Here is a 17,968-nt window from a genome sequence, read left to right on the forward strand (position 1 = left end):
GCGGTCGGTACACCGGCTCCTTCCGGTTCGCGGGACGGATGACGGGCATGTCGTCCGATCGGCTGACCCCGCCGGGGCGTGGTGCCGGTCAGCCGACCGGGACGGGGAGCCGCGCGGCCGTCCGGCCCAGTGCGGTCCGCTCCGCACCGGTCGGTGCCCGCCGTCCGGTGCCGGCCAGAAGTGCGTCCCGGTCGCCGAACGACGGCGGGAACGCCGCCCCGGCGATCCGCTCCAGCATCTCCCGCGACCGGGCGAGCCCCTCGGCGGACGGTCCCGGCACGCCCGGCAGGGCGCGACCAGGGCCGAGGTGGTGCAGTGTCCACTGCGGGACGTACGCGCCGAGGCGGTCGCCCGCGGTGAGCACCTGGTCGCGCGTACCGGCCCGGGCCGCGGGGTCCGCGAGGGCGGCGGCCCGGCCGGCGGCGGAACCGACGTCCTCCGGAGGGAACTTGAGGAGCCGGGGATCCCGGTACGCGGCGGTCAGGCGGACGATCAGTGCGTCGAGCGGGGCGTCGCCGGTCGGAGCGGCGACGGCGTCCCCGTACGTCACCGCGTCCCGGGTCGGTTCCGCGGTGGCGGGTGGCCGGCGTGATCAGGACGTCCTGGGCGTCGATGACCAAGGTGGCACACCGGGTCCCGGACGGCCGCGCGAAGTCCTCGTCACGCAGTCCGGCTACCGCGGCGCGCAACGCCGGCCAGGAGCCGGAGAAGAGATCCACGACCGCAGGCCGGCGGCAGGCGGCCGTGGAACGGGACGGTTCACGGACTCGAGACCGGTTGCTCCGGCGGGTCGACGAGCTGCTCGCGGACGTAGTTCCACACCACCGCGATCAGCGCGGCGACCGGCACGGCGAGCAGGCTGCCCACGATGCCGGCCAGGCTGCCGCCCAGCGTCACCGCCAGCAGAATCACCGCCGCGTGCAGCCCGAGACCGCGGCTCTGGATGATGGGCTGGAACACGTTGCCCTCCAGCTGCTGCACCACGACGATGATCGCCAGCACGATCAGCGCGTCGGTCAGGCCGTTCGACACGAGGGCGATGAGGACGGCCACGAAGCCGGCGAACAGCGCGCCCACGATGGGCACGAACGCGGACACGAACGTCAGCACCGCCAGCGGCAGTACCAGGGGCACGTCCAGGATCCACAGCCCGAGGCCGATGAAGACCGCGTCGAGCAGGCCCACGAGCGCCTGCGAGCGGACGAACGAGCCCAGGGTCTCCCAGCTGCGCAGGGCGACGGCCGGTACGTCCGTGGCGAGGCGGCCGGGCAGCTGGCGGCCGAGCCACGGCAGGAAACGCGGCCCGTCCTTGAGGAAGAAGAACATCAGGAAGACGCCCAGGACGGCGGTGATGAGGCCGTTGACCACCGTGCCCACTCCGGTGGCCACCGCGGTGACCACGCTGTCGACGCTGTCCTGGACGCGGGCCATCGCCGTGTCGAGCGCCCCGGTGATCTGTGCGTCGCCGATGTTCAGCGGCGGACCCGCGGCCCACTCGCGCAGCCGCTCGATGCCCTCCACCACGCCCATGGTCAACTCGTCGGTCTGGGAGGACATCGGCACCGCGATCAGCGCCACGACACCCGACACGACCAGCAGGAACGCCACGGTCACCACGGAGGCGGCGAGCGCCGGAGGCCAGCCGTGCCGCCGCAGGAAGCGGGCCGCGGGCCAGGTCAGCGTGGTCAGGAGCAGACCGACTATCAGCGGCCACACGACCGGCCACATGCGGCCGAGGAGCCACAGGGCCACCGCGAGCATGGCGAGTATCAGCAGCAACTCGGCAGAGACACGCGCGGTGGTGCGCATCGCGGCGCGCGTCCTCGCGGAACTCAATCTGGGAGACATGGGGATCACCTTATGGTGACGCCCGTAGCCCGCCGGACGTGGTCCTCAGGCCGGGGTCACTCGACCTTGACCCAGTCGAGCGTACGCTGGACCGCCATCTTCCAGCCGGCGTACCCCTGCGCGCGCCGGTCCTCGGACCACTGGGGCTCCCAGCGCCTCGACTCGTGCCAGTGGGTGCGCAGTTCGTCGGTGTCCCGCCAGAACCCCGTGGCCAGTCCCGCCGCGTAGGCCGCGCCGAGCGCGGTGGTCTCCGCGACCACGGGGCGGCTGACGGGAACGCCGAGGACGTCGGCCTGGATCTGCATGCACAGGTCGTTGGCCGTCACGCCGCCGTCCACCTTGAGCACGTCGAGGTGGACGCCGGAGTCCTGCTCCATGGCCTCGACGACGTCGCGGCTCTGGTAGCAGATGGCCTCCAGCGTCGCCCGGGCCAGATGCGCGTTGTCGTTGTAGCGGGCGAGGCCGACGATCGCGCCCCGGGCGTCGGAACGCCAGTACGGCGCGAACAGGCCGGAGAACGCGGGCACGAAGTACATGCCGCCGTTGTCCTCGACACCGCGCGCGAGTTCCTCGCTCTCGGCGGCCGTCTTGATGATCTTCATCTGGTCGCGCAGCCACTGCACGGCGGACCCGGTCACCGCGATGGAGCCCTCCAGGGCGTAGACCACGGGGCTGTCGCCGAACTGGTAGGCCACGGTGGTGAGCAGCCCGCTGCGCGAACGGACCAGCTCCGTACCGGTGTTGAGGACCAGGAAGTTCCCGGTGCCGTACGTGTTCTTGGCCTCGCCGGGCGCGAAGCAGACCTGCCCGACGGTGGCCGCCTGCTGGTCGCCCAGCACCCCGCCGATGGGGACGGCGGCGCGCAGCGGCCGGGAGGTGCGGGTCGTGCCGTACGCCTCCGGATGGGAGGACGGGTTGATGGTGGGCAGCATCGCGCGGGGAATGCCGAAGAAGCCGAGCAGTTCGTCGTCCCAGTCGAGCGTCTCCAGGTCCATCAGCATGGTGCGGCTCGCGTTGGTCACGTCGGTGGCGTGGATGCCGCCGTCGGGACCGCCGGTCAGGTTCCACAGCACCCAGGTGTCCGTGTTGCCGAACACGGCGTGGCCCGCCTGAGCCGCCTCCCGGACGCCGTCCACGTTCTCGAGGATCCACTGGATCTTGCCGGCCGAGAAGTAGGTCGCCGGCGGCAGTCCCGCCTTGCGCCGGATGACGTCGCCCCGGCCCGACCGCTCCAGGTTCGCCGCGATGGTGTCGGTGCGGGTGTCCTGCCAGACGATGGCGTTGTAGTACGGACGGCCGTTGCGCGGGTCCCAGACCACCGTCGTCTCGCGCTGGTTGGTGATGCCGATGGCCGCGAGGTCGGACCCCGACAGACCACCGTGGCGCAGGGCGTTCTGCATCACCGAGTTGGTCCGCTCCCAGATCTCCACGGGGTCGTGCTCCACCCAGCCCGAGCGGGGGAGGATCTGCTCGTGTTCCAACTGGTGCTTCGCCACCTCGTTGCCGCCGTGGTCGAAGATCATGAATCGGGTGCTGGTGGTGCCCTGGTCCACCGCGCCGATGAAGTCCGCCATGGTGTGCCGCCTCTCCGGCCGGTGTGTCAGTCCTCTGGCGCCGGTACGCGCCCTGTCGGTTCGGGCTCAGCGGCGGGCAGGAACCGGCCGATGAACACCTTGTACAGCCCGGCACCGAGCACGCCGCCGATCAGCGGCGCGATGATCGGCACCCAGAAGTAGAGATTCCCGTACTGGTCCCGCCACGCACCGCCGTAACCGGTCAGGAAGCTGGCCAGCCGGGGACCGAAATCACGGGCCGGGTTGATGGCGTAGCCCGCGTTGGTGCCGAAGGCCATGCCGATGGCGACCACCACCAGGCCGATGACGAACGGGGCCAGGTTGGCGCCCGGCGGTGTGTTGAGCAGGTCCGTGATGGCCATGATCAGCAGCAGCAGGATGGCGGTGCCGATGATCTGGTCGCGGAAGGCGCCCCACTCGTGGACCGGCAGCGCGGTGTTCCCGTTGGCGGGCAGTGTGGAGAACACGGTCTGCGTCTTGATGGTGTGTCCGGGGTCGGCCTTGGCCAGTGCCTCGGTGTAGTTCCAGCGGACGAGGAGCGCGGCCACGAAGGCGCCGGCCGTCTGGGCCAGCGCGTAGGGAGCCACCTTCCGCCACGGGAAGTCCTTGAACACCGCGAGGGCGAGCGTCACCGCGGGATTGATGTGGGCGCCGCTCAGCCGCGCGGCCACGTAGACGCCCAGTGTGACGCCGAGGCCCCACGCCCACGAGATGCTGTCGTGGTCCCCGAGGCCGCCCTCCGGATCGGTGAGGGCGCCGCCCGCGGCCACCTGTGCCACGACACCGCAGCCGAAGAGGATGAGGATCATCGTGCCGGCGAACTCGGCCGACAGTTCACCGAGCAGACCTGACTTCTTGAGCCGTGCAGCCATGGAAGCTCACCTTCCGCCGGCTGGACCGGCGTCGACCGACCGCGTCTCTCAGCCGACACATTAAGGTGATAAGCGACAAGCCGCACATAGAGTGCGGCTTGATGGGCGCGGGCGGAGCCTCAGGGGCCGATGGGCATCCGGCGCTTGTGGTCCGTCGCCCGGTAGCGGGTGACGATCTTCTCGAAGGCGTCCTCCTTCACCTGCTTGCCCTCCAGGAAGTCGTCGATGTCGTCGTAGGTGACACCGAGGGCGTCCTCGTCGGCCTTGCCGGGGGCGAGGGACTCCAGGTCGGCCGTCGGGACCTTGCCCACCAGCTCGGCGGGCGCGCCCAGAGCCTCGGCGACGGCACGCACCCGGCGCTTGGTGAGGCCGGTCAGCGGGACCAGGTCGGCGGCGCCGTCGCCGAACTTGGTGAAGAAGCCGGAGACCGCCTCGGCGGCGTGGTCGGTGCCCACGACCAGCCCGTTGTGCGCGCCGGCCACGGCGTACTGGGCGATCATGCGCTGCCTGGCCTTGATGTTGCCGTGCACGAAGTCCTGGTGGTGGGCGTCGCGGAAGGCCACGTCGGCGGCGAGCAGGGCGTCGAGCATGGCGTCGCTCGCGGGCTTGATGTCGACGGTCAGTACGTGGTCGGCCCTGATGAAGGAGAGCGCGCGCTGGGCGTCGTGCTCGTCGGCCTGGACGCCGTGCGGCAGCCGCATCGCGTAGAAGACCGCCTCGTGCCCCTCGGCCCGGGCCCGCTCCACCGCGAGCTGGCACAGCCGCCCCGCGGTGGTCGAGTCGACACCGCCGCTGATGCCGAGGACCAGGCAGCGCAGGCCGGTGGAGGTCAGCCGCTCGGTGAGGAAGGCCACGCGGCGCTCGATCTCCCGCTCGGCGTCGAAGGTCTCGGCGACCTCCAGCTCCCGGGCGATCTCCAGTTGCAGGGCGATGGACGCCGGCTCGCTCAATTCCGCTCCTTGTTCGATGTGCGGGGACTCCTCACTCAGCGTACCCAGTGGTCCCCGGCCGATACGGGCCGAGTGGCGTGGCGCACGACGAGCGGGGCGGCCGCCGACGGCCACCCCGCACACCTTTCCGCTCCGGCCGGGATCAGCTCAGCGGCTGAATCCGGATGTCACGGAAGCGGACCTTGTTCCCGTGGTCCTGCAGCCGGATCGCCCCGGCCGCCGGTGTCTCGGCCCGGCCGCCCGCGGTCGGACCGTCGAGGACCACGTCGTCGTGGACCTTCTTCCCGTTCCACACCACGGTCACCCGCGCGTCGGCGGTCTTGCGGCCGCCGTCGTCGTAGCGGGCCGCGCGGAAGACGATGTCGTACGTCTGCCACGTCTCGGGCGCGGTCGCCGCGTTGGTGTCGGGTGCCTTCTTCAGGTAGAGCGCCCCGGCCTCGTTGTTCGCGAGGGTGGTGTCCTGGTAGGAGTCGAGGATCTGGAGCTCGTAGCGGTCCTGGAGGTAGATGCCGCTGTTGCCGCGGTCCTGGCCGGTCACGTCCGGAGGCAGCTGCGGGACGCGGAACTCCACGTGCAGCTTGAAGTCCTGGTACGCGTCCTTGGTCCGGATGTCGCCGCAGCACACCTCCATCGACCGCTCCTCGGCCAGCGGCCAGGCCACGTCCCTGCCGTCCGTGTGCTGCCACTGGGTCTGCGAGGCGGCCGTGCCGTCGAACAGGTCGACGCGCGCGCCCCGCGGGTGCACGGTGATCAGGTCGAGGTTGACGTGGCCGGTGTCACCGGGGTCGTACCGGTAGGAGACGGTGTTGTGTCCGGCCCGCAGACGCAGGCGTTCGGTCCGCGTGGACCAGGTGTCCCAGTCCCCGGTGGAGGCCAGTTCCGTCTGCCGCACCTTCTTCCCGTTGGCGTACAGGGACAGGGACTTGGTGCCTTCGAAGGGGTGGGGGCCGTTGGAGTAGCGCAGCCCCACGTCGTAGGTGCCCGTCCTCGGGACCGTCACGTCGAAGGTCGTGGCGGCCTCGCCCTCGGTGGCATAGCGGTCGACGAATCCGCTGCCGGAGTAGCCGACGTGGTCGGTGTCGATGCCGGCCTCGCCGGTGAGCCGCGCCTCCTCGGCCTCGTAGAGGGTGGCGGGCGGCGGCTGCTTGCCGGGCATCTCGTTGAGCGTGTACCAGGCCTCCGTGCTCCACAGCGTCTCACCGGACGCGGAGGTGAAGGGGCGCGGTGAGCGCACGTGGACCACGCGGTCCGGCTTGAGCCCGTCCAGGCGCAGCCGGACGGTCCGGCCGTCCTTCGAGAGCGCCGCCGAGCGTACGGACAGCTCCTCCTCTGCGATCTTCGGGCCGCCGTAGTCGGCGGTCGGGGTGTAGTGCCACTGGCGGACGTCGTAACGGTCGGCCAGCTCCGCGGCGGTCTCGTCGGACACCGGGTGGGTGTACGTCAGGTCGAAGCCGCCGGGCACGGCCCGCATCTTCTGGATGTCGAAGGTGTCGCCGCCGTTGGGCGTGAGTTTCTGCAGGCCGAACTTCAGCTTCCCCGCCTGGCCCCAGTTGCCGTCGGCGCCCAGGCCGCCCGCGTAGATGGCTCCGTCCGGGCCCATGGTGACGCGGTTGACGCCGGCCTCCAGGCCCTGGGTGTAGCGGAAGACGGCGCCCTGGTACTGGCCCTTCACCTTCTCCAGGTAGGCGCGCTGCAGACCGCCGTAGGTGACGTCGCCGATCAGCATCTGGCCGGCGAACACCCCCTTCTTCACATACAGCGGGGTGGAGGGCGAGTTGCCGATCTCATTCTGCGGCAGCCACAGCACCGGCTCGGTGACGGGGGAGTCCTCGAAGGGGCCCGCGGGTTCGGTGTAGTGGTTGAAGAAGCGGTCCTGCTTGATCTGGACGAGCTTCGAGGCGGGCAGCCATCCGCCCTGGTTGTCGGTGACGAAGAGACCGCCGCCGGGACCCCAGCCCATGCCGTTGGGCGTGCGCAGTCCGCCCGCGATCGGGCTGATCTTCCCCGTCTTCTTGCTGATCCTGTACGTGGTCCCGCGGTCCGGCGCGGGCTGCGGGTCGGTGGTCGCGCCGCCCAGGTCGATGGCGACGGAGAGGTTCACGTAGAAGTAGCCGTCGCGGTAGAGCAGGCCGAACGCGAACTCGTGGAAGTTGCCGCCGTACGGCCAGGTGGCGACCGTGCGGTACTCGTCGGTCACGTCGTCGTCGTTCTCGTCGACCAGCCGGGTCAGTTCGTGCTTCTGGGAGACGTAGAGCGAACCGTCGACGTACTTGATGCCCATGGGCTCGCGCAGCCCGTCGGCCACCTTCTTGACGGTGACCTTGTCCCGGCTGGTCGCGTCGGTGACGTTGTCGAGCAGGTACACCTCACCGGCAACGTTGTCGGTGCCGCCCCAGGTGCTGATCGCGAGGCGTCCGTCGGGGAGCCAGTCCATGCCGGTGACCTGCGGTTCGAATCCTTCGGGGCGCAGGTCGGTGAGGGTGAGGTCGGGGCGCACCGAGGTCAGTGGCAGTCCGTCACCGGGGGTGTCGGCGCCGGTCTCGCACTCCTTGCGCCCGGGCGCCGTCACGCGGACGACCCCGGCGTCGGTGGTGAGCGCCTCGTTGGGTACGACGGTGAACTCGGTCTCGCCCGGGGGGCGCCAGGACAGGGTGAGCTGCTGCCCGCCTCCGCGGTCGAAGTGCTCGATGCGCAGCGGGTGCGATCCCGCGGTGAGGTCGAGTGCTCCGTCCTTCGGCTCGGCCCCGTGCAGTCCGTCGTGGTCGATCACCGTGGTGCCGTCGAGGGTCAGCCGTGAGCCGTCGTCGCTGGTGAGCCGGAAGGCGTAGGTGCCCTCGCGCGGCGCGACCAGGTAACCGGTGGCCTCCGAGACGAAGTTGTCGGCGATGCCCCCGAAGTCGGCCGTGGCCGACCAGTCGACCGTCGGCATCAGCGCGTCGTGGTTGGGGGTCTGGCCGGGCTTGAGGGTGCAGATCCTGCTCAGGGGCGTCTGCACGTCGAAGACGCGCAGGGTGACTCCGGGTTCCTGCGGCGGGATGTCCGCGCGGTCCGCGGCGGACGCGGGGGCGGCGAGGAAGCCGCCGGCCGAGACGGCCGACGCCAGCAGGAGGATGAGGTGTCTTCGGGCACGCGGGAACAGGCGTGGGCGCATTGGTCCTCCGGGAGGTGGGGACCGGACCGTGCCGGATATCGCTCCGGTCTTCGTGCGGTACGACTGTGGTTCCGCCGCCAAGGTAGGAGACTTCCGCTTGACATGTCCATACTTTGTCATCGATGTGTTCAAAGTCGTCGTCTCCGGGCAGGCGCCACCGGGGGCGACGGCCCCGCTCAGTCGCGCCGGCCCGTGCGGACGCGCCGGTGGCTCCAGGCGAGCAGGGTGAACAGGACGATGCCGGAGACGATGAGGCTCGCCCCGGTGGCCCATCCGGAGTACGGCAGCCGTGGGAACAGGCCCCAGGCCACCCCCGCGCCGACGAGGCACAGCCCGGCCGTGACCGAGCCGGCGATCCGCCACGGCGACGAGACGCTCTCCTCGGCCGCGCGCATCGCCTGCCGGCGGACGGGGGCGACGAACCGGTCCAGGGCCGGGACGGCACGCGACAGCAGCACCATCCCGGCGAACACCAGCAGCAGGCCCGGCCCGGGCAGCACCAGCAGCGCGACACCGACCGCCACCAGTACGGCCCCGAGGGAGCCCAGGGCCGCTCGCCGGACCGCTTCGACGCTGCGCGCCATGTCGCCGCACCTCCCCGGGGTCGGCCGGAGTTCCCGTTTGCCTCGGTGTGCCCAACCTTAGGCATGCGACGGGGTACGGGCGATTCCGCCCGGCTGGCAAGCTGCTCCCATGAATCACGCGGAAGTGCTGCTCGTCGGAGGGCGCGCGGGTGTCGGCAAGACGACGGTGGCATGGGAGGTTTCGGTGCTGCTGCGGGCCGCTTCGGTGGCCCACGTGGTCGTCGAGGGCGACTTCATGGGGCAGGTGCACCCCGCTCCGGAAGGAGACCCTCGCCGGTCGCGCATCACCGAGAGCAATCTGACGGCGGTGTGGGCGAACTACGCCCGGCTCGGCCACCGCCGCATGATCTACACGAACACGGTGAGCGTGCTGCCCGAGGCGGAAGGCATGTTTCGGCGCGCGATGGGGGCGGACGTACGGCTCGTCAGGGTCCTGCTCACGGCGTCCGACGTCACCGCCGGCGCGCGTCTGACGGGGCGGGAGCTCGGCTCGGAACTGGCGCAGGAGCTGGCCGGCAGCGCCCGCAAGGCGCGGCTGCTGGACGAGGCGGCGCCGGCGGACACCGTCCGGGTGGGAACCGACGGGCGCCGTGTCGTGGACATCGCCCGGGAGGTGGTGGGCGTGACGGGGTGGACGGCGAACGGGTGACCCCCACTGTTTGCTGTTCAAGCTTGACTAGAGTGGCCGCATGGCCGAGAAGACGATCCCGATCCTGCCGTGCCGGACCCTCCAGCCCGTGCTCGACTTCTACACCGCCCTCGGCTTCGAGGTGACGTACCGGCAGAACAGTCCCAACCCGTACGCGGTCGTAGAGCGCGGCGGCATCGAACTGCAGTTCTTCGCGGTCAAGGGGTACGAGCCCGCCGCGTCACTCGGTACCTGCTACGTCCTCACCGACGACGTGGACGGGCTGCACGCCTCCTTCCGGGCGGGGCTCAAGGCGGCGTACGGCAGGGTCCCCACGCGCGGGCTGCCCCGCATCGGGCCGCTCAGGGACATGGCGTACGGGGTGCGGCAGTTCCTCATGACCGACCCGGGCGGCAATTGCGTCCGCGTCGGGCAGCCCGCCGCCGACCCGCGCCACCGGCGCGCCCCCGAGGAGACCTTCGCCCGTGCCCTGCACCACGCCCTGCTCCTCGCGGACTCGAAGGAGGACCCGGCGGGCGCCGCGAAGGTCGTCGACCGGGTGCTGCGACTCGACGACGAGCGGCCCACCCCTGCGCAACTGGTCCGGCTCCTCGTGCTGCGGGCGGACGTCGCCGGGCGGCTCGGCGACGAGGGAGCCAAGGCGTCGGCGCTCGCCCGGGCGGCCGCGGTCCGACTCACCGGCGGGGAAAGGGAGTCGGTCCGCGAGGACCTCGTACGTCTTGCCGAACTGCGCGACTGAGGCCCGGTCACGTCATCGCTGCCGCTCCCCAACGCCCGGTCGCGGCCGGGAACTTGTACGCCCCATCGACGTACGACCGCATCACTGCTACACCTGCGTCACATGCACCACCGGCACCCACCGTCCAAGGAGGAGCATGTGAGAGCACGTCGCGCGGCTGCCCGAAGCACCTCCGCGCTCATCGCCACCCTCGCGCTGACCGCCGGCCTGGCCGGCCCCGCCGTAGCGGCGGGGGAGGCGCAGGTCCCCCCGGTCGCCACCGCGACCGACCCCGTCACCCACGAGGAGAACGACCGCGTCCCCGAGGGCTCGGTCTGGACCCAGCACTACTTCCCCTCCTCCGACGACTCCGGCACCGAGTTGCACGCCGACGTCCTGCTGCCAGAAGGGCTGTCCCGCAGCGAGAAGGTGCCCGTCATCCTCTCGGTCGGCCCGTACTTCGCCCACGCCGGGCAGACCGGCCCGGAGGGCTGGAGCCACACCGGGCCCTCGTCGCGCTTCCAGGACTTCATCGAGGGCACCGACCTGTTCGACGAGGGGTACGCCTTCGTCATGGTGGACCTGCGCGGCTTCGGTGGCTCCACCGGCTGCCTCGACTGGGGCGGACCCGGCGAACAGGCCGACGTCAGGGCCGCGATCGACTGGGCCGCGAAACAGCCGTGGTCCACCGGCGCGGTGGGCATGTACGGCAAGTCCTACGACGCCGTCACCGGCCTCATCGGCAACAACCTGGACCAGCGCGCGCTCAGGGCCGTCGTCGCCCAGGAACCCTTGTGGGACATGTACCAGTACATCTACTCCAACGGCGTGCCCCGCCCGAACGTGACCGGCACCGCCGGCGCGTACAACTCCATCGCCACGATGCCCCCGATGGCGGACGACGACCCGCGCTACCGGGCGAACGCCCGCTACGAGCAGGCGCGTCCGGAGTGCCTGACGGAGAACTCCGCCGGGTACCGAATAGCCGACCAGCGGGACGAACACTGGACCTCCCGCGACCTGGCCCGGATGGCCAGGGGCAGCGACACACCGCTCTTCGTCACGCAGGGCTTCATCGAGCCCAACACGAAACCCGAGGAGATGCAGGAGTACCTCGACAACCACGAGGGCCCCGAGCGCGGCTGGCTCGGCCAGTGGGACCACGTGCGCGGCGGTGACCGCACCCCCGACGGACGCCTCGCCATGGGCCGCGAGGGCTGGTACGAGGAGACCCTGTCCTTCTACGACCAGTACCTCAAGGGCATCAGGCCGGAGGTCCGCTACCCGGCCTACGCCGTCGAGGACTCCACGGGCGCCTGGCGCGCCCAGCGCACCTGGCCGGTCACGGAGCGGTCGGTCACCCTGCCGCTCGGCGGCGGATCGTACGTGGACGACGGCGGCGCGTCCGCCCGCGCGGCGCTGACCGCGTCCGGCACCCCTGCGCCGCGGCCGCCCGCGCCGCCGGCCGGGCGGTGGGACATGGAGAACGCACCGGCCACCGAGCACACCGCCCCTGAGGGACTCGCCGGGGAGACGGCGAAGCGGCAGCGGGGCGGTGAGGTCGGCTCCAGCTTCTTCGTGTGGTCGAAGCCGCTCAAGAAGGCGGTGCGCGTCACCGGCACCCCACAGGTCTCCCTGACCGCCCGGGGAGAGGGCAACGTCATGCTCAAGCTGTACGACGTCGCCCCCGACGGCACCGCCGTCATGTTCGACGAGCAGGTGTCCCTGGTGGACTCGGGCCGGCTGACCGTCGACCTGAAGGCCACCGACTGGACGCTGGCGGCGGGACACGTCCTGGCCGTGGAGATCGGTTCGATCCAGACCGGCTCATGGCGCGACACGCCCTCCGGCGAGACCATCGAGGTCCGGGGTGCCAGGCTCCGGCTGGCCCTGGACGACCCCGCCGACGACGTCGCCACCCCCGGCGACCGCTCGCCGTTCCTCGACACGTACCTGAGCCGGTACACGGTGGAACTGCCCGCCGGTCCGGGCACGTTCACGGTGGTCCGGGGCGGTCGCCGCTGACAGCGGACCGTGCCGCCTTCGCCGCGCGGGTCAGGGACGGCTGGTCAGGTATCCGCCCATGGAGGTGAAGTACTCCGTCGCAGGCAGCTCCCGGCCGTCCTCGGTCCGTACCCGGGTGATGGCCAGGCCGTGATTGCGGCCGGTCCGGGCGTCGGCCCCGGCGACGATCACCACGCCGTCGCCCTCTCGGTAGAAAACGCGGCCGGGAGTGCCGCCGTAGCGGCCCTGGGACACCACTGCGGCGAGTACTTCCAGCCGCCTTCCCCGGTGGTAGGTGAAGGCGCTGGGGTAGGGCTCGGACTGGGCGCGGACCAGGCGCTCCAGATCCTGGGCCGGCCAGCCCCAGTCGATCCGGACGTCCTCGGCGGACCGTTTGTGGAAGAAGCTGGCCCGGGAGCGGTCCTGCTTGGTGAACTCGGTCCGGCCGGCGGCGATGAGGTCCAGTGCGCCGATGGTGACCGGGGCGATGAGGTCGACGGTCTTGTGGAAGAGGTCGGTCGCGGTGTCCGCCGGCCCGACGGGCACCGCCTCCTGCCGGACGATGTCCCCGGCGTCGAGCTCGTCGTTCATCATGTGCGCGGTGACGCCCACTTCGGACTCGCCGTTGATCAGCGCCCAGATCAGCGGGGAGAAACCGGCGTACTTGGGCAGCAGTGAGTCGTGCACGTTCAGCGTCCCGTGGCGCGGCAGACCGAAGATGTGCGGCGGGATCCACGTCCGCCAGTTGTTTGCCACGATGATGTCGGGGTCGGCCTCCTTGAGGCGCTCGAACAGCTCGTCGTCGGGGCGGTTGCGGATCAGGACCGGGACGCCGTGTTCCTGGGCGAGGTCGGCGACGGAGTCGCTCCAGATCTTCTCGTACGCGTGCTCGCTCCTGGGGTGCGTCACGACCAGTACGACGTCGTGTTCGGAGTCCAGGAGCGCTTGCAGGGTGCGGTGCCCCCAGGTCTGGTAGCCGAACATGACGACCCGCATGGGGTTCCTCCTCGAGGCAGGGGACGGCGGCCCGGGCAGTAAAGCAAGGCTTACCTTAGTGGAGAACAGCCTTGCTCGACACCCCAGTTGGGGGCGGAGGCTTCAGGTTCGCCCTATCGACAGCCTGCACCAATTAGCTTAGGCTCACCTAAGTTTCGGCGGCCGCGGGATGGGAGTGACATGTCACAGGTTCTTCCTGATGACGCAACACTGGTCCACGACCTCATTGGTATCGGCTTCGGGCCGTCCAATGTCGCCATGGCGATCGCACTGAGCGAGCACAACGCACGCCCCGACGGACGGGAGCCGGTCACCGCCCGCTTCTTCGAGCAGCAGCCGCGCTTCGGCTGGCACCGTGGCATGCTGATCGACGACGCGACCATGCAGGTGTCCTTCCTCAAGGACCTGGTGACGCTGCGGAACCCGGCGAGCGAGTTCAGCTTCCTCTGCTACCTCCAGAGCAAGGGACGGCTGATCGACTTCATCAACCACAAGAACCTCTTCCCGCTGCGGGTCGAGTTCCACGACTACTTCGAGTGGGCCGCAGCCAAGGTCGACGACATGGTCTCCTACGGCCACGAGGTCGTCGGCGTCGCACCCGTCGAGAGGGACGGGTCCGTGGCACACCTGGAGGTGACGGTCCGTTCGGGGGAGGGGCTGGAGGTGCACCGGACCCGCAACCTCGTCATCGGCACCGGACTGCGACCCCTCTTGCCCGAGGGCGTCGAGCGCGGCGACCGCGTCTGGCACAACTCCGAGCTCCTCGCCAAGGTGGACGCCTTGGAAGGCACCTCGCCGTCCCGGTTCGTCGTCGTCGGCGCCGGGCAGAGCGCCGCCGAGAACGTCGCCTACCTGCACCGCCGCTTCCCGCGCGCCGAGGTCTGCGCGGTCTTCGCCCGCTACGGCTACAGCCCCGCCGACGACAGCGGCTTCGCCAACCGGATCTTCGACCCCGAGGCGGTGGACGAGTACTTCACCGCGCCCGCCGGCGTCAAACGCCGGCTGATGGGCTATCACGGCAACACCAACTACTCCGTGGTGGACATCGACCTGATCGACGACCTGTACCGGCAGATGTACCGGGAGAAGGTCCTCGGCACCGAACGGCTGCGCTTCCTCAACGTCTCCCGGCTCACCGAGGTCAAGGAGACGCCGGAGAAGGTCCGGGCCACCGTGACCTCCCTGGTCACCGGCGAGGAGACCCTGCTGGACGCGGACGTCGTGGTCTTCGCCACCGGCTACCGCCCGGCCGACCCCCTCGGCCTGCTCGGCGAGGTCGCGGACCGCTGCCTGCGCGACGACGAGGGCCTGGTCCGGGTCGAGCGCGACTACCGCGTCGCCACGGACCCCGGTCTGCGCTGCGGCATCTACCTCCAGGGCGGCACGGAGCACACCCACGGCATCACGTCGTCCCTGCTGTCCAACACCGCCATCAGGGTCGGCGAGATCCTGCGCTCGCTCCTCGGCCGGGGCGTCGGGACCGCATCCGGTGCGGCCCGCACGGTCACCGACGGGACCGGCAGCGCGGCGCGTTAGTGTACGTCGCCATGACCACGACTGCGGCCCGGAGTGCGGCGCCCCCGGGCACAACACCGGCCCGCCGAAGGCGCGTTGTGGGGCTCGGTGTGCTCGTGGCGCTCCTGGTGGTGGCGTCGGCGGCGTCCCTGGCGGTCGGCGCGCGCGCCTTGAGCCCCGCCGACGTGTGGCACGGGCTGCTCGCGGAACCCGGGTCCGGTCAACGGCTCACCGAGATCAGGCTCATCGTGCACACCGTGCGGATCCCGCGTACGGTGCTCGCGGTCGTGGCGGGCGTCGCCCTGGGCGTCGGCGGCGCGCTCATCCAGGGCTACACACGCAACCCCATCGCCGACACCGGCCTGCTGGGTGTGAACTCCGGTGCCTCGTTCGCCGTGGTGACGGGGATCGCCCTGTTCGGGTTCACCGACCCGTTCCAGTACGTCTGGTTCGGCTTCCTCGGCGCCGCGGCCGCGGGTGTCGTGGTCTTCGGGCTGGCGAGCATCGGCCGGGGCGCCGGCAATCCGCTGACGCTCGCCCTGGCCGGGCAGGGGGTCACCGTGTTCCTCGCGGCGATGACCACCGCCGTCGCCCTGTCGGACAAGGAGTCGCTCAACGCGCTGCGGTTCTGGAACGCGGGCTCGGTGGCCGGCGTCCGGTTCGACGTCATCTGGCCCGTGACGGCGTTCATCGCGCTCGGCCTGCTGCTGGCCCTGTCCACGCTGCCCGCTGTCAATCTGCTGAACCTGGGTGACGACGTGGCGCGGGGGCTGGGGCTGAACATCGCACGGAGCCGGACCGCCGGCATCGTCGCCGTCACCCTGCTGGCGGGCGCGGCGACGGCCGCGTGCGGGCCCATCGCGTTCCTCGGGCTGATGGTGGCCCACGTGGCCCGGTACCTGACCGGCCCGGACTACCGCTGGCTGGTGCCGTACGCGGGGCTGCTCGGGGCCGTCGTCCTGCTGGTCTGCGACATCGTGGGACGCCTGGTGGTGCGGCCGGGCGAACTGGACGCGGGGATCGTCGTCTCCCTCCTCGGCGCCCCGTTCTTCGCGGTGCTGGTGTGGCGCGGGAAGTTCAAGAGCGCGTGAACGGGGCGGACGTGAAAACCGATCAGGCGGACGCGAAGCCGCCCCTGACGCCGGGCGTGCGGCTCGGTGGTGTGTCGTTCGTCTGGCGGCCCTGGCTGGCCGGCGTCACCCTGCTGCTGGCGGCGGGGGCCTTCCTGCTCTTCTGCCTGTCCATAGCCGTCGGGGACTTCCCCATCGCCCTGCCCCGGGTGGTCGCGACGATCTTCGGCACCGGCGAACAGGTCGACGAGTTCGTCATCATGGACCTGCGGATGCCGCGCGCGCTGGCCGGGCTCGTCGTCGGTGTCGCGCTCGGGGTGTCGGGGGCGATCACCCAGTCCATCGCGCGCAACCCGCTGGCCAGCCCCGACGTGCTCGGCATCACCAGCGGCGCGAGCGCGGTCGCGGTCTTCCTGGTGACCGTGTCGGGCGGCACCGCCGCGGCGATCACCGACTCCGTGGGGCTGTCGGCGGCGGCGCTCGCGGGCGGGCTCGGCACCGGTCTGCTGGTGTACTTCCTGGCCTGGCGGCGGGGAATCGACGGCTTCCGGCTGATCCTCATCGGCATCTCGGTGACCGCCATGATGCAGGCGGTCACGACCTGGCTGCTCGTCACCGCCGACATCAGGGACGTGGCCAGGGCGCAGGCGTGGCTGGTCGGCTCACTGGACGACCGGTCCTGGGGCGAGGTGTCGCTCGCCCTGTGGTGCACGCTCGCCCTGCTGGCCGTCGTGTCGTGCGTCGCCTTCCAGTTCAAGCCCCTGCACTTCGGCGACGAGATCGCCGCGGGTCTCGGCGTCCGGTACGCGACGGTGCGGGCCGTGCTGCTGCTGTGCGCGGTGCTGCTGGCGGGCGCCGCCGTGAGCGCGGCGGGACCGGTCCCGTTCGTCGCGCTGGTGGCGCCGCAGGTGGCGATGCGGCTGGGCAGACATCCCACGCCGCCCATGGCGGCCTCCGGCTTGGCGGGGGCACTGCTGCTGACCGGCTCGGACCTGGTCGCCCGGGCGGTGCTGCCGGTCTCCCTGCCCGTCGGTGTCGTCACCGCCGCGATCGGCGGGCCCTTCCTGGTCTATCTGCTGGTGCGGGCGAACCGCCGGTAGCTGGTACAAAGTAAGGCGAGCCTAAACGAGGGGGCCCTGTGGGCGTTCAGTCCATCACCGGAGTGAAGCCGAACACCGACGGCACCGACGGAGCTTCGAGGCTGGCGGCCAGGGGCGTCACGGTCGGGTACGGCGCCCGGACCGTCATCGACGACCTGGACGTCACCGTTCCGCCCGGGGTCGTCACCACCGTCATCGGCCCCAACGGGTGCGGGAAGTCCACCCTGTTGCGCACCCTGTCGCGGCTGCTGAAGCCGGCCGGCGGCAAGGTGGTGCTGGACGGCGACGACATCGCGAAGCTCCGGACCCGGGACGTGGCGAAGAAGCTCGGCCTGCTGCCGCAGGCGCCGGTCGCGCCGGAGGGGCTGACGGTGTCCGACCTGGTCGCCAGGGGCCGCCACCCGCACCAGAGCTGGCTGCGGCAGTGGTCGTCGGACGACGCCGACGTGGTCGCCCGCGCGCTGGCCATGACCGGCGTCTCCGACCTCGCCGACCGCCCGGTCGACTCCCTCTCCGGCGGACAGCGCCAGCGCGTGTGGATCTCGATGACCCTGGCCCAGGGAACCGACCTGCTCCTGCTGGACGAGCCGACCACCTACCTCGACCTGGCGCACGCGATCGACGTCCTGGACCTCGTGGACGACCTGCACGAGTCCGGGTGCACGGTGGTCATGGTGCTGCACGACCTCAACCTGGCCACGCGCTACAGCGACAACCTGGTCGTGATGCGGGAGGGTGCGATCCTGGCGCAGGGGCACCCCCGCGACGTGATCACCGCCGAACTGCTGCACGAGGCCTTCGGGCTGCGCGCCAAGGTGATCGAGGACCCGGTGGGCGACCGGCCGCTCATCGTGCCGATAGGGCGGACACACGCCGAACTTCATTGACCACCAGTCGAGTTGTCGTGGTGAGGGTAGGCTATCCTCACTCGAGCGCG

Annotated in this window: 14 protein-coding genes and 1 pseudogene; 7 read left to right on the forward strand and 8 right to left on the reverse strand. The window is 71.0% G+C overall.

The window, feature by feature from the left end; genetic code table 11:
- Nucleotides 1–88: 88 nt before the first annotated feature.
- From ACFW47_RS24880 to ACFW47_RS24910, 7 genes and pseudogenes are all read right to left on the reverse strand, one after another.
- A pseudogene (locus ACFW47_RS24880) lies at nt 89–719 on the reverse strand (maleylpyruvate isomerase).
- A 40-nt stretch (nt 720–759) separates the two neighbouring features.
- The gene (locus ACFW47_RS24885; RefSeq protein ID WP_386307161.1) at nt 760–1,848 is read right to left on the reverse strand and encodes an AI-2E family transporter; all 1,089 of its coding nucleotides are present in this window, start codon (nt 1,846–1,848) and stop codon (nt 760–762) included.
- A gap of 56 nt (nt 1,849–1,904) precedes the next feature.
- Nucleotides 1,905–3,422, reverse strand: coding sequence for a glycerol kinase GlpK (glpK, locus tag ACFW47_RS24890; protein ID WP_386284238.1), 1,518 nt, complete (start codon nt 3,420–3,422; stop codon nt 1,905–1,907).
- Nucleotides 3,423–3,448: 26 nt separating this feature from the next.
- Complete coding sequence (locus tag ACFW47_RS24895; protein ID WP_386284235.1) at nt 3,449–4,294, reverse strand: MIP/aquaporin family protein; 846 nt, start codon at nt 4,292–4,294, stop codon at nt 3,449–3,451.
- A 119-nt stretch (nt 4,295–4,413) separates the two neighbouring features.
- Nucleotides 4,414–5,244 carry an ammonia-dependent NAD(+) synthetase gene (gene nadE, locus ACFW47_RS24900; protein WP_386284233.1) on the reverse strand — a complete coding sequence of 277 codons (831 nt, stop codon included), beginning with the start codon at nt 5,242–5,244 and terminating at the stop codon, nt 4,414–4,416.
- 142 nt (nt 5,245–5,386) lie between these two features.
- Nucleotides 5,387–8,395 carry a family 16 glycoside hydrolase gene (locus ACFW47_RS24905; protein WP_386307162.1) on the reverse strand — a complete coding sequence of 1,003 codons (3,009 nt, stop codon included), beginning with the start codon at nt 8,393–8,395 and terminating at the stop codon, nt 5,387–5,389.
- 176 nt (nt 8,396–8,571) lie between these two features.
- Nucleotides 8,572–8,979: a PGPGW domain-containing protein gene (locus ACFW47_RS24910; RefSeq protein ID WP_386307164.1), complete on the reverse strand. Its 408-nt coding sequence runs from the start codon at nt 8,977–8,979 to the stop codon at nt 8,572–8,574.
- Between the two features lie 109 nt (nt 8,980–9,088).
- On the opposite strand from ACFW47_RS24910, the gene ACFW47_RS24915 reads away from it, so the two are divergent.
- The 3 genes from ACFW47_RS24915 (at nt 9,089) to ACFW47_RS24925 (ending at nt 12,371) form a co-directional block, all read left to right on the forward strand.
- Nucleotides 9,089–9,628 (forward strand): hypothetical protein, encoded by a 540-nt coding sequence (locus ACFW47_RS24915; protein ID WP_386284225.1) that lies wholly within the window; start codon nt 9,089–9,091, stop codon nt 9,626–9,628.
- A 40-nt stretch (nt 9,629–9,668) separates the two neighbouring features.
- Nucleotides 9,669–10,367 (forward strand): bleomycin resistance protein, encoded by a 699-nt coding sequence (locus tag ACFW47_RS24920; RefSeq protein WP_386307165.1) that lies wholly within the window; start codon nt 9,669–9,671, stop codon nt 10,365–10,367.
- 138 nt (nt 10,368–10,505) lie between these two features.
- Complete coding sequence (locus ACFW47_RS24925) at nt 10,506–12,371, forward strand: CocE/NonD family hydrolase (RefSeq protein ID WP_386307167.1); 1,866 nt, start codon at nt 10,506–10,508, stop codon at nt 12,369–12,371.
- Nucleotides 12,372–12,401: 30 nt separating this feature from the next.
- On the opposite strand, the gene ACFW47_RS24930 is transcribed toward ACFW47_RS24925, so the two are convergent.
- Nucleotides 12,402–13,346 carry a methionyl-tRNA formyltransferase gene (locus ACFW47_RS24930; protein WP_386307168.1) on the reverse strand — a complete coding sequence of 315 codons (945 nt, stop codon included), beginning with the start codon at nt 13,344–13,346 and terminating at the stop codon, nt 12,402–12,404.
- Between the two features lie 180 nt (nt 13,347–13,526).
- Between ACFW47_RS24930 and ACFW47_RS24935 the strand changes: the two genes are divergently transcribed.
- From ACFW47_RS24935 to ACFW47_RS24950, 4 genes are read left to right on the forward strand one after another with little or no spacing between them, the layout of a single operon-like run.
- Nucleotides 13,527–14,882, forward strand: coding sequence for a lysine N(6)-hydroxylase/L-ornithine N(5)-oxygenase family protein (locus tag ACFW47_RS24935; protein WP_386307170.1), 1,356 nt, complete (start codon nt 13,527–13,529; stop codon nt 14,880–14,882).
- Nucleotides 14,883–14,893: 11 nt separating this feature from the next.
- Complete coding sequence (locus ACFW47_RS24940) at nt 14,894–15,952, forward strand: FecCD family ABC transporter permease (protein WP_386307172.1); 1,059 nt, start codon at nt 14,894–14,896, stop codon at nt 15,950–15,952.
- Nucleotides 15,953–15,963: 11 nt separating this feature from the next.
- Nucleotides 15,964–17,031 carry a FecCD family ABC transporter permease gene (locus ACFW47_RS24945; protein ID WP_386307173.1) on the forward strand — a complete coding sequence of 356 codons (1,068 nt, stop codon included), beginning with the start codon at nt 15,964–15,966 and terminating at the stop codon, nt 17,029–17,031.
- A gap of 38 nt (nt 17,032–17,069) precedes the next feature.
- Nucleotides 17,070–17,918 (forward strand): ABC transporter ATP-binding protein, encoded by an 849-nt coding sequence (locus ACFW47_RS24950; protein WP_386284206.1) that lies wholly within the window; start codon nt 17,070–17,072, stop codon nt 17,916–17,918.
- The last annotated feature ends 50 nt before the right edge of the window (nt 17,919–17,968 follow it).

The sequence above is a fragment of the Streptomyces sp. NPDC058796 genome, assembly GCF_042745235.1.
GTDB lineage: Bacteria > Actinomycetota > Actinomycetes > Streptomycetales > Streptomycetaceae > Streptomyces.

Excerpts from the sequence above, each read along its gene's own strand:
- ACFW47_RS24885 (WP_386307161.1), bottom strand. The coding sequence starts at position 1,848 with ATGTCTCCCAGATTGAGTTCCGCGAGGACGCGCGCCGCGATGCGCACC.
- glpK (WP_386284238.1), bottom strand. The coding sequence starts at position 3,422 with ATGGCGGACTTCATCGGCGCGGTGGACCAGGGCACCACCAGCACCCGA.
- ACFW47_RS24895 (WP_386284235.1), bottom strand. The coding sequence starts at position 4,294 with ATGGCTGCACGGCTCAAGAAGTCAGGTCTGCTCGGTGAACTGTCGGCC.
- ACFW47_RS24905 (WP_386307162.1), bottom strand. The coding sequence starts at position 8,395 with ATGCGCCCACGCCTGTTCCCGCGTGCCCGAAGACACCTCATCCTCCTG.
- ACFW47_RS24910 (WP_386307164.1), bottom strand. The coding sequence starts at position 8,979 with ATGGCGCGCAGCGTCGAAGCGGTCCGGCGAGCGGCCCTGGGCTCCCTC.
- ACFW47_RS24915 (WP_386284225.1), top strand. The coding sequence starts at position 9,089 with ATGAATCACGCGGAAGTGCTGCTCGTCGGAGGGCGCGCGGGTGTCGGC.
- ACFW47_RS24920 (WP_386307165.1), top strand. The coding sequence starts at position 9,669 with ATGGCCGAGAAGACGATCCCGATCCTGCCGTGCCGGACCCTCCAGCCC.
- ACFW47_RS24930 (WP_386307168.1), bottom strand. The coding sequence starts at position 13,346 with ATGCGGGTCGTCATGTTCGGCTACCAGACCTGGGGGCACCGCACCCTG.
- ACFW47_RS24935 (WP_386307170.1), top strand. The coding sequence starts at position 13,527 with ATGTCACAGGTTCTTCCTGATGACGCAACACTGGTCCACGACCTCATT.
- ACFW47_RS24940 (WP_386307172.1), top strand. The coding sequence starts at position 14,894 with ATGACCACGACTGCGGCCCGGAGTGCGGCGCCCCCGGGCACAACACCG.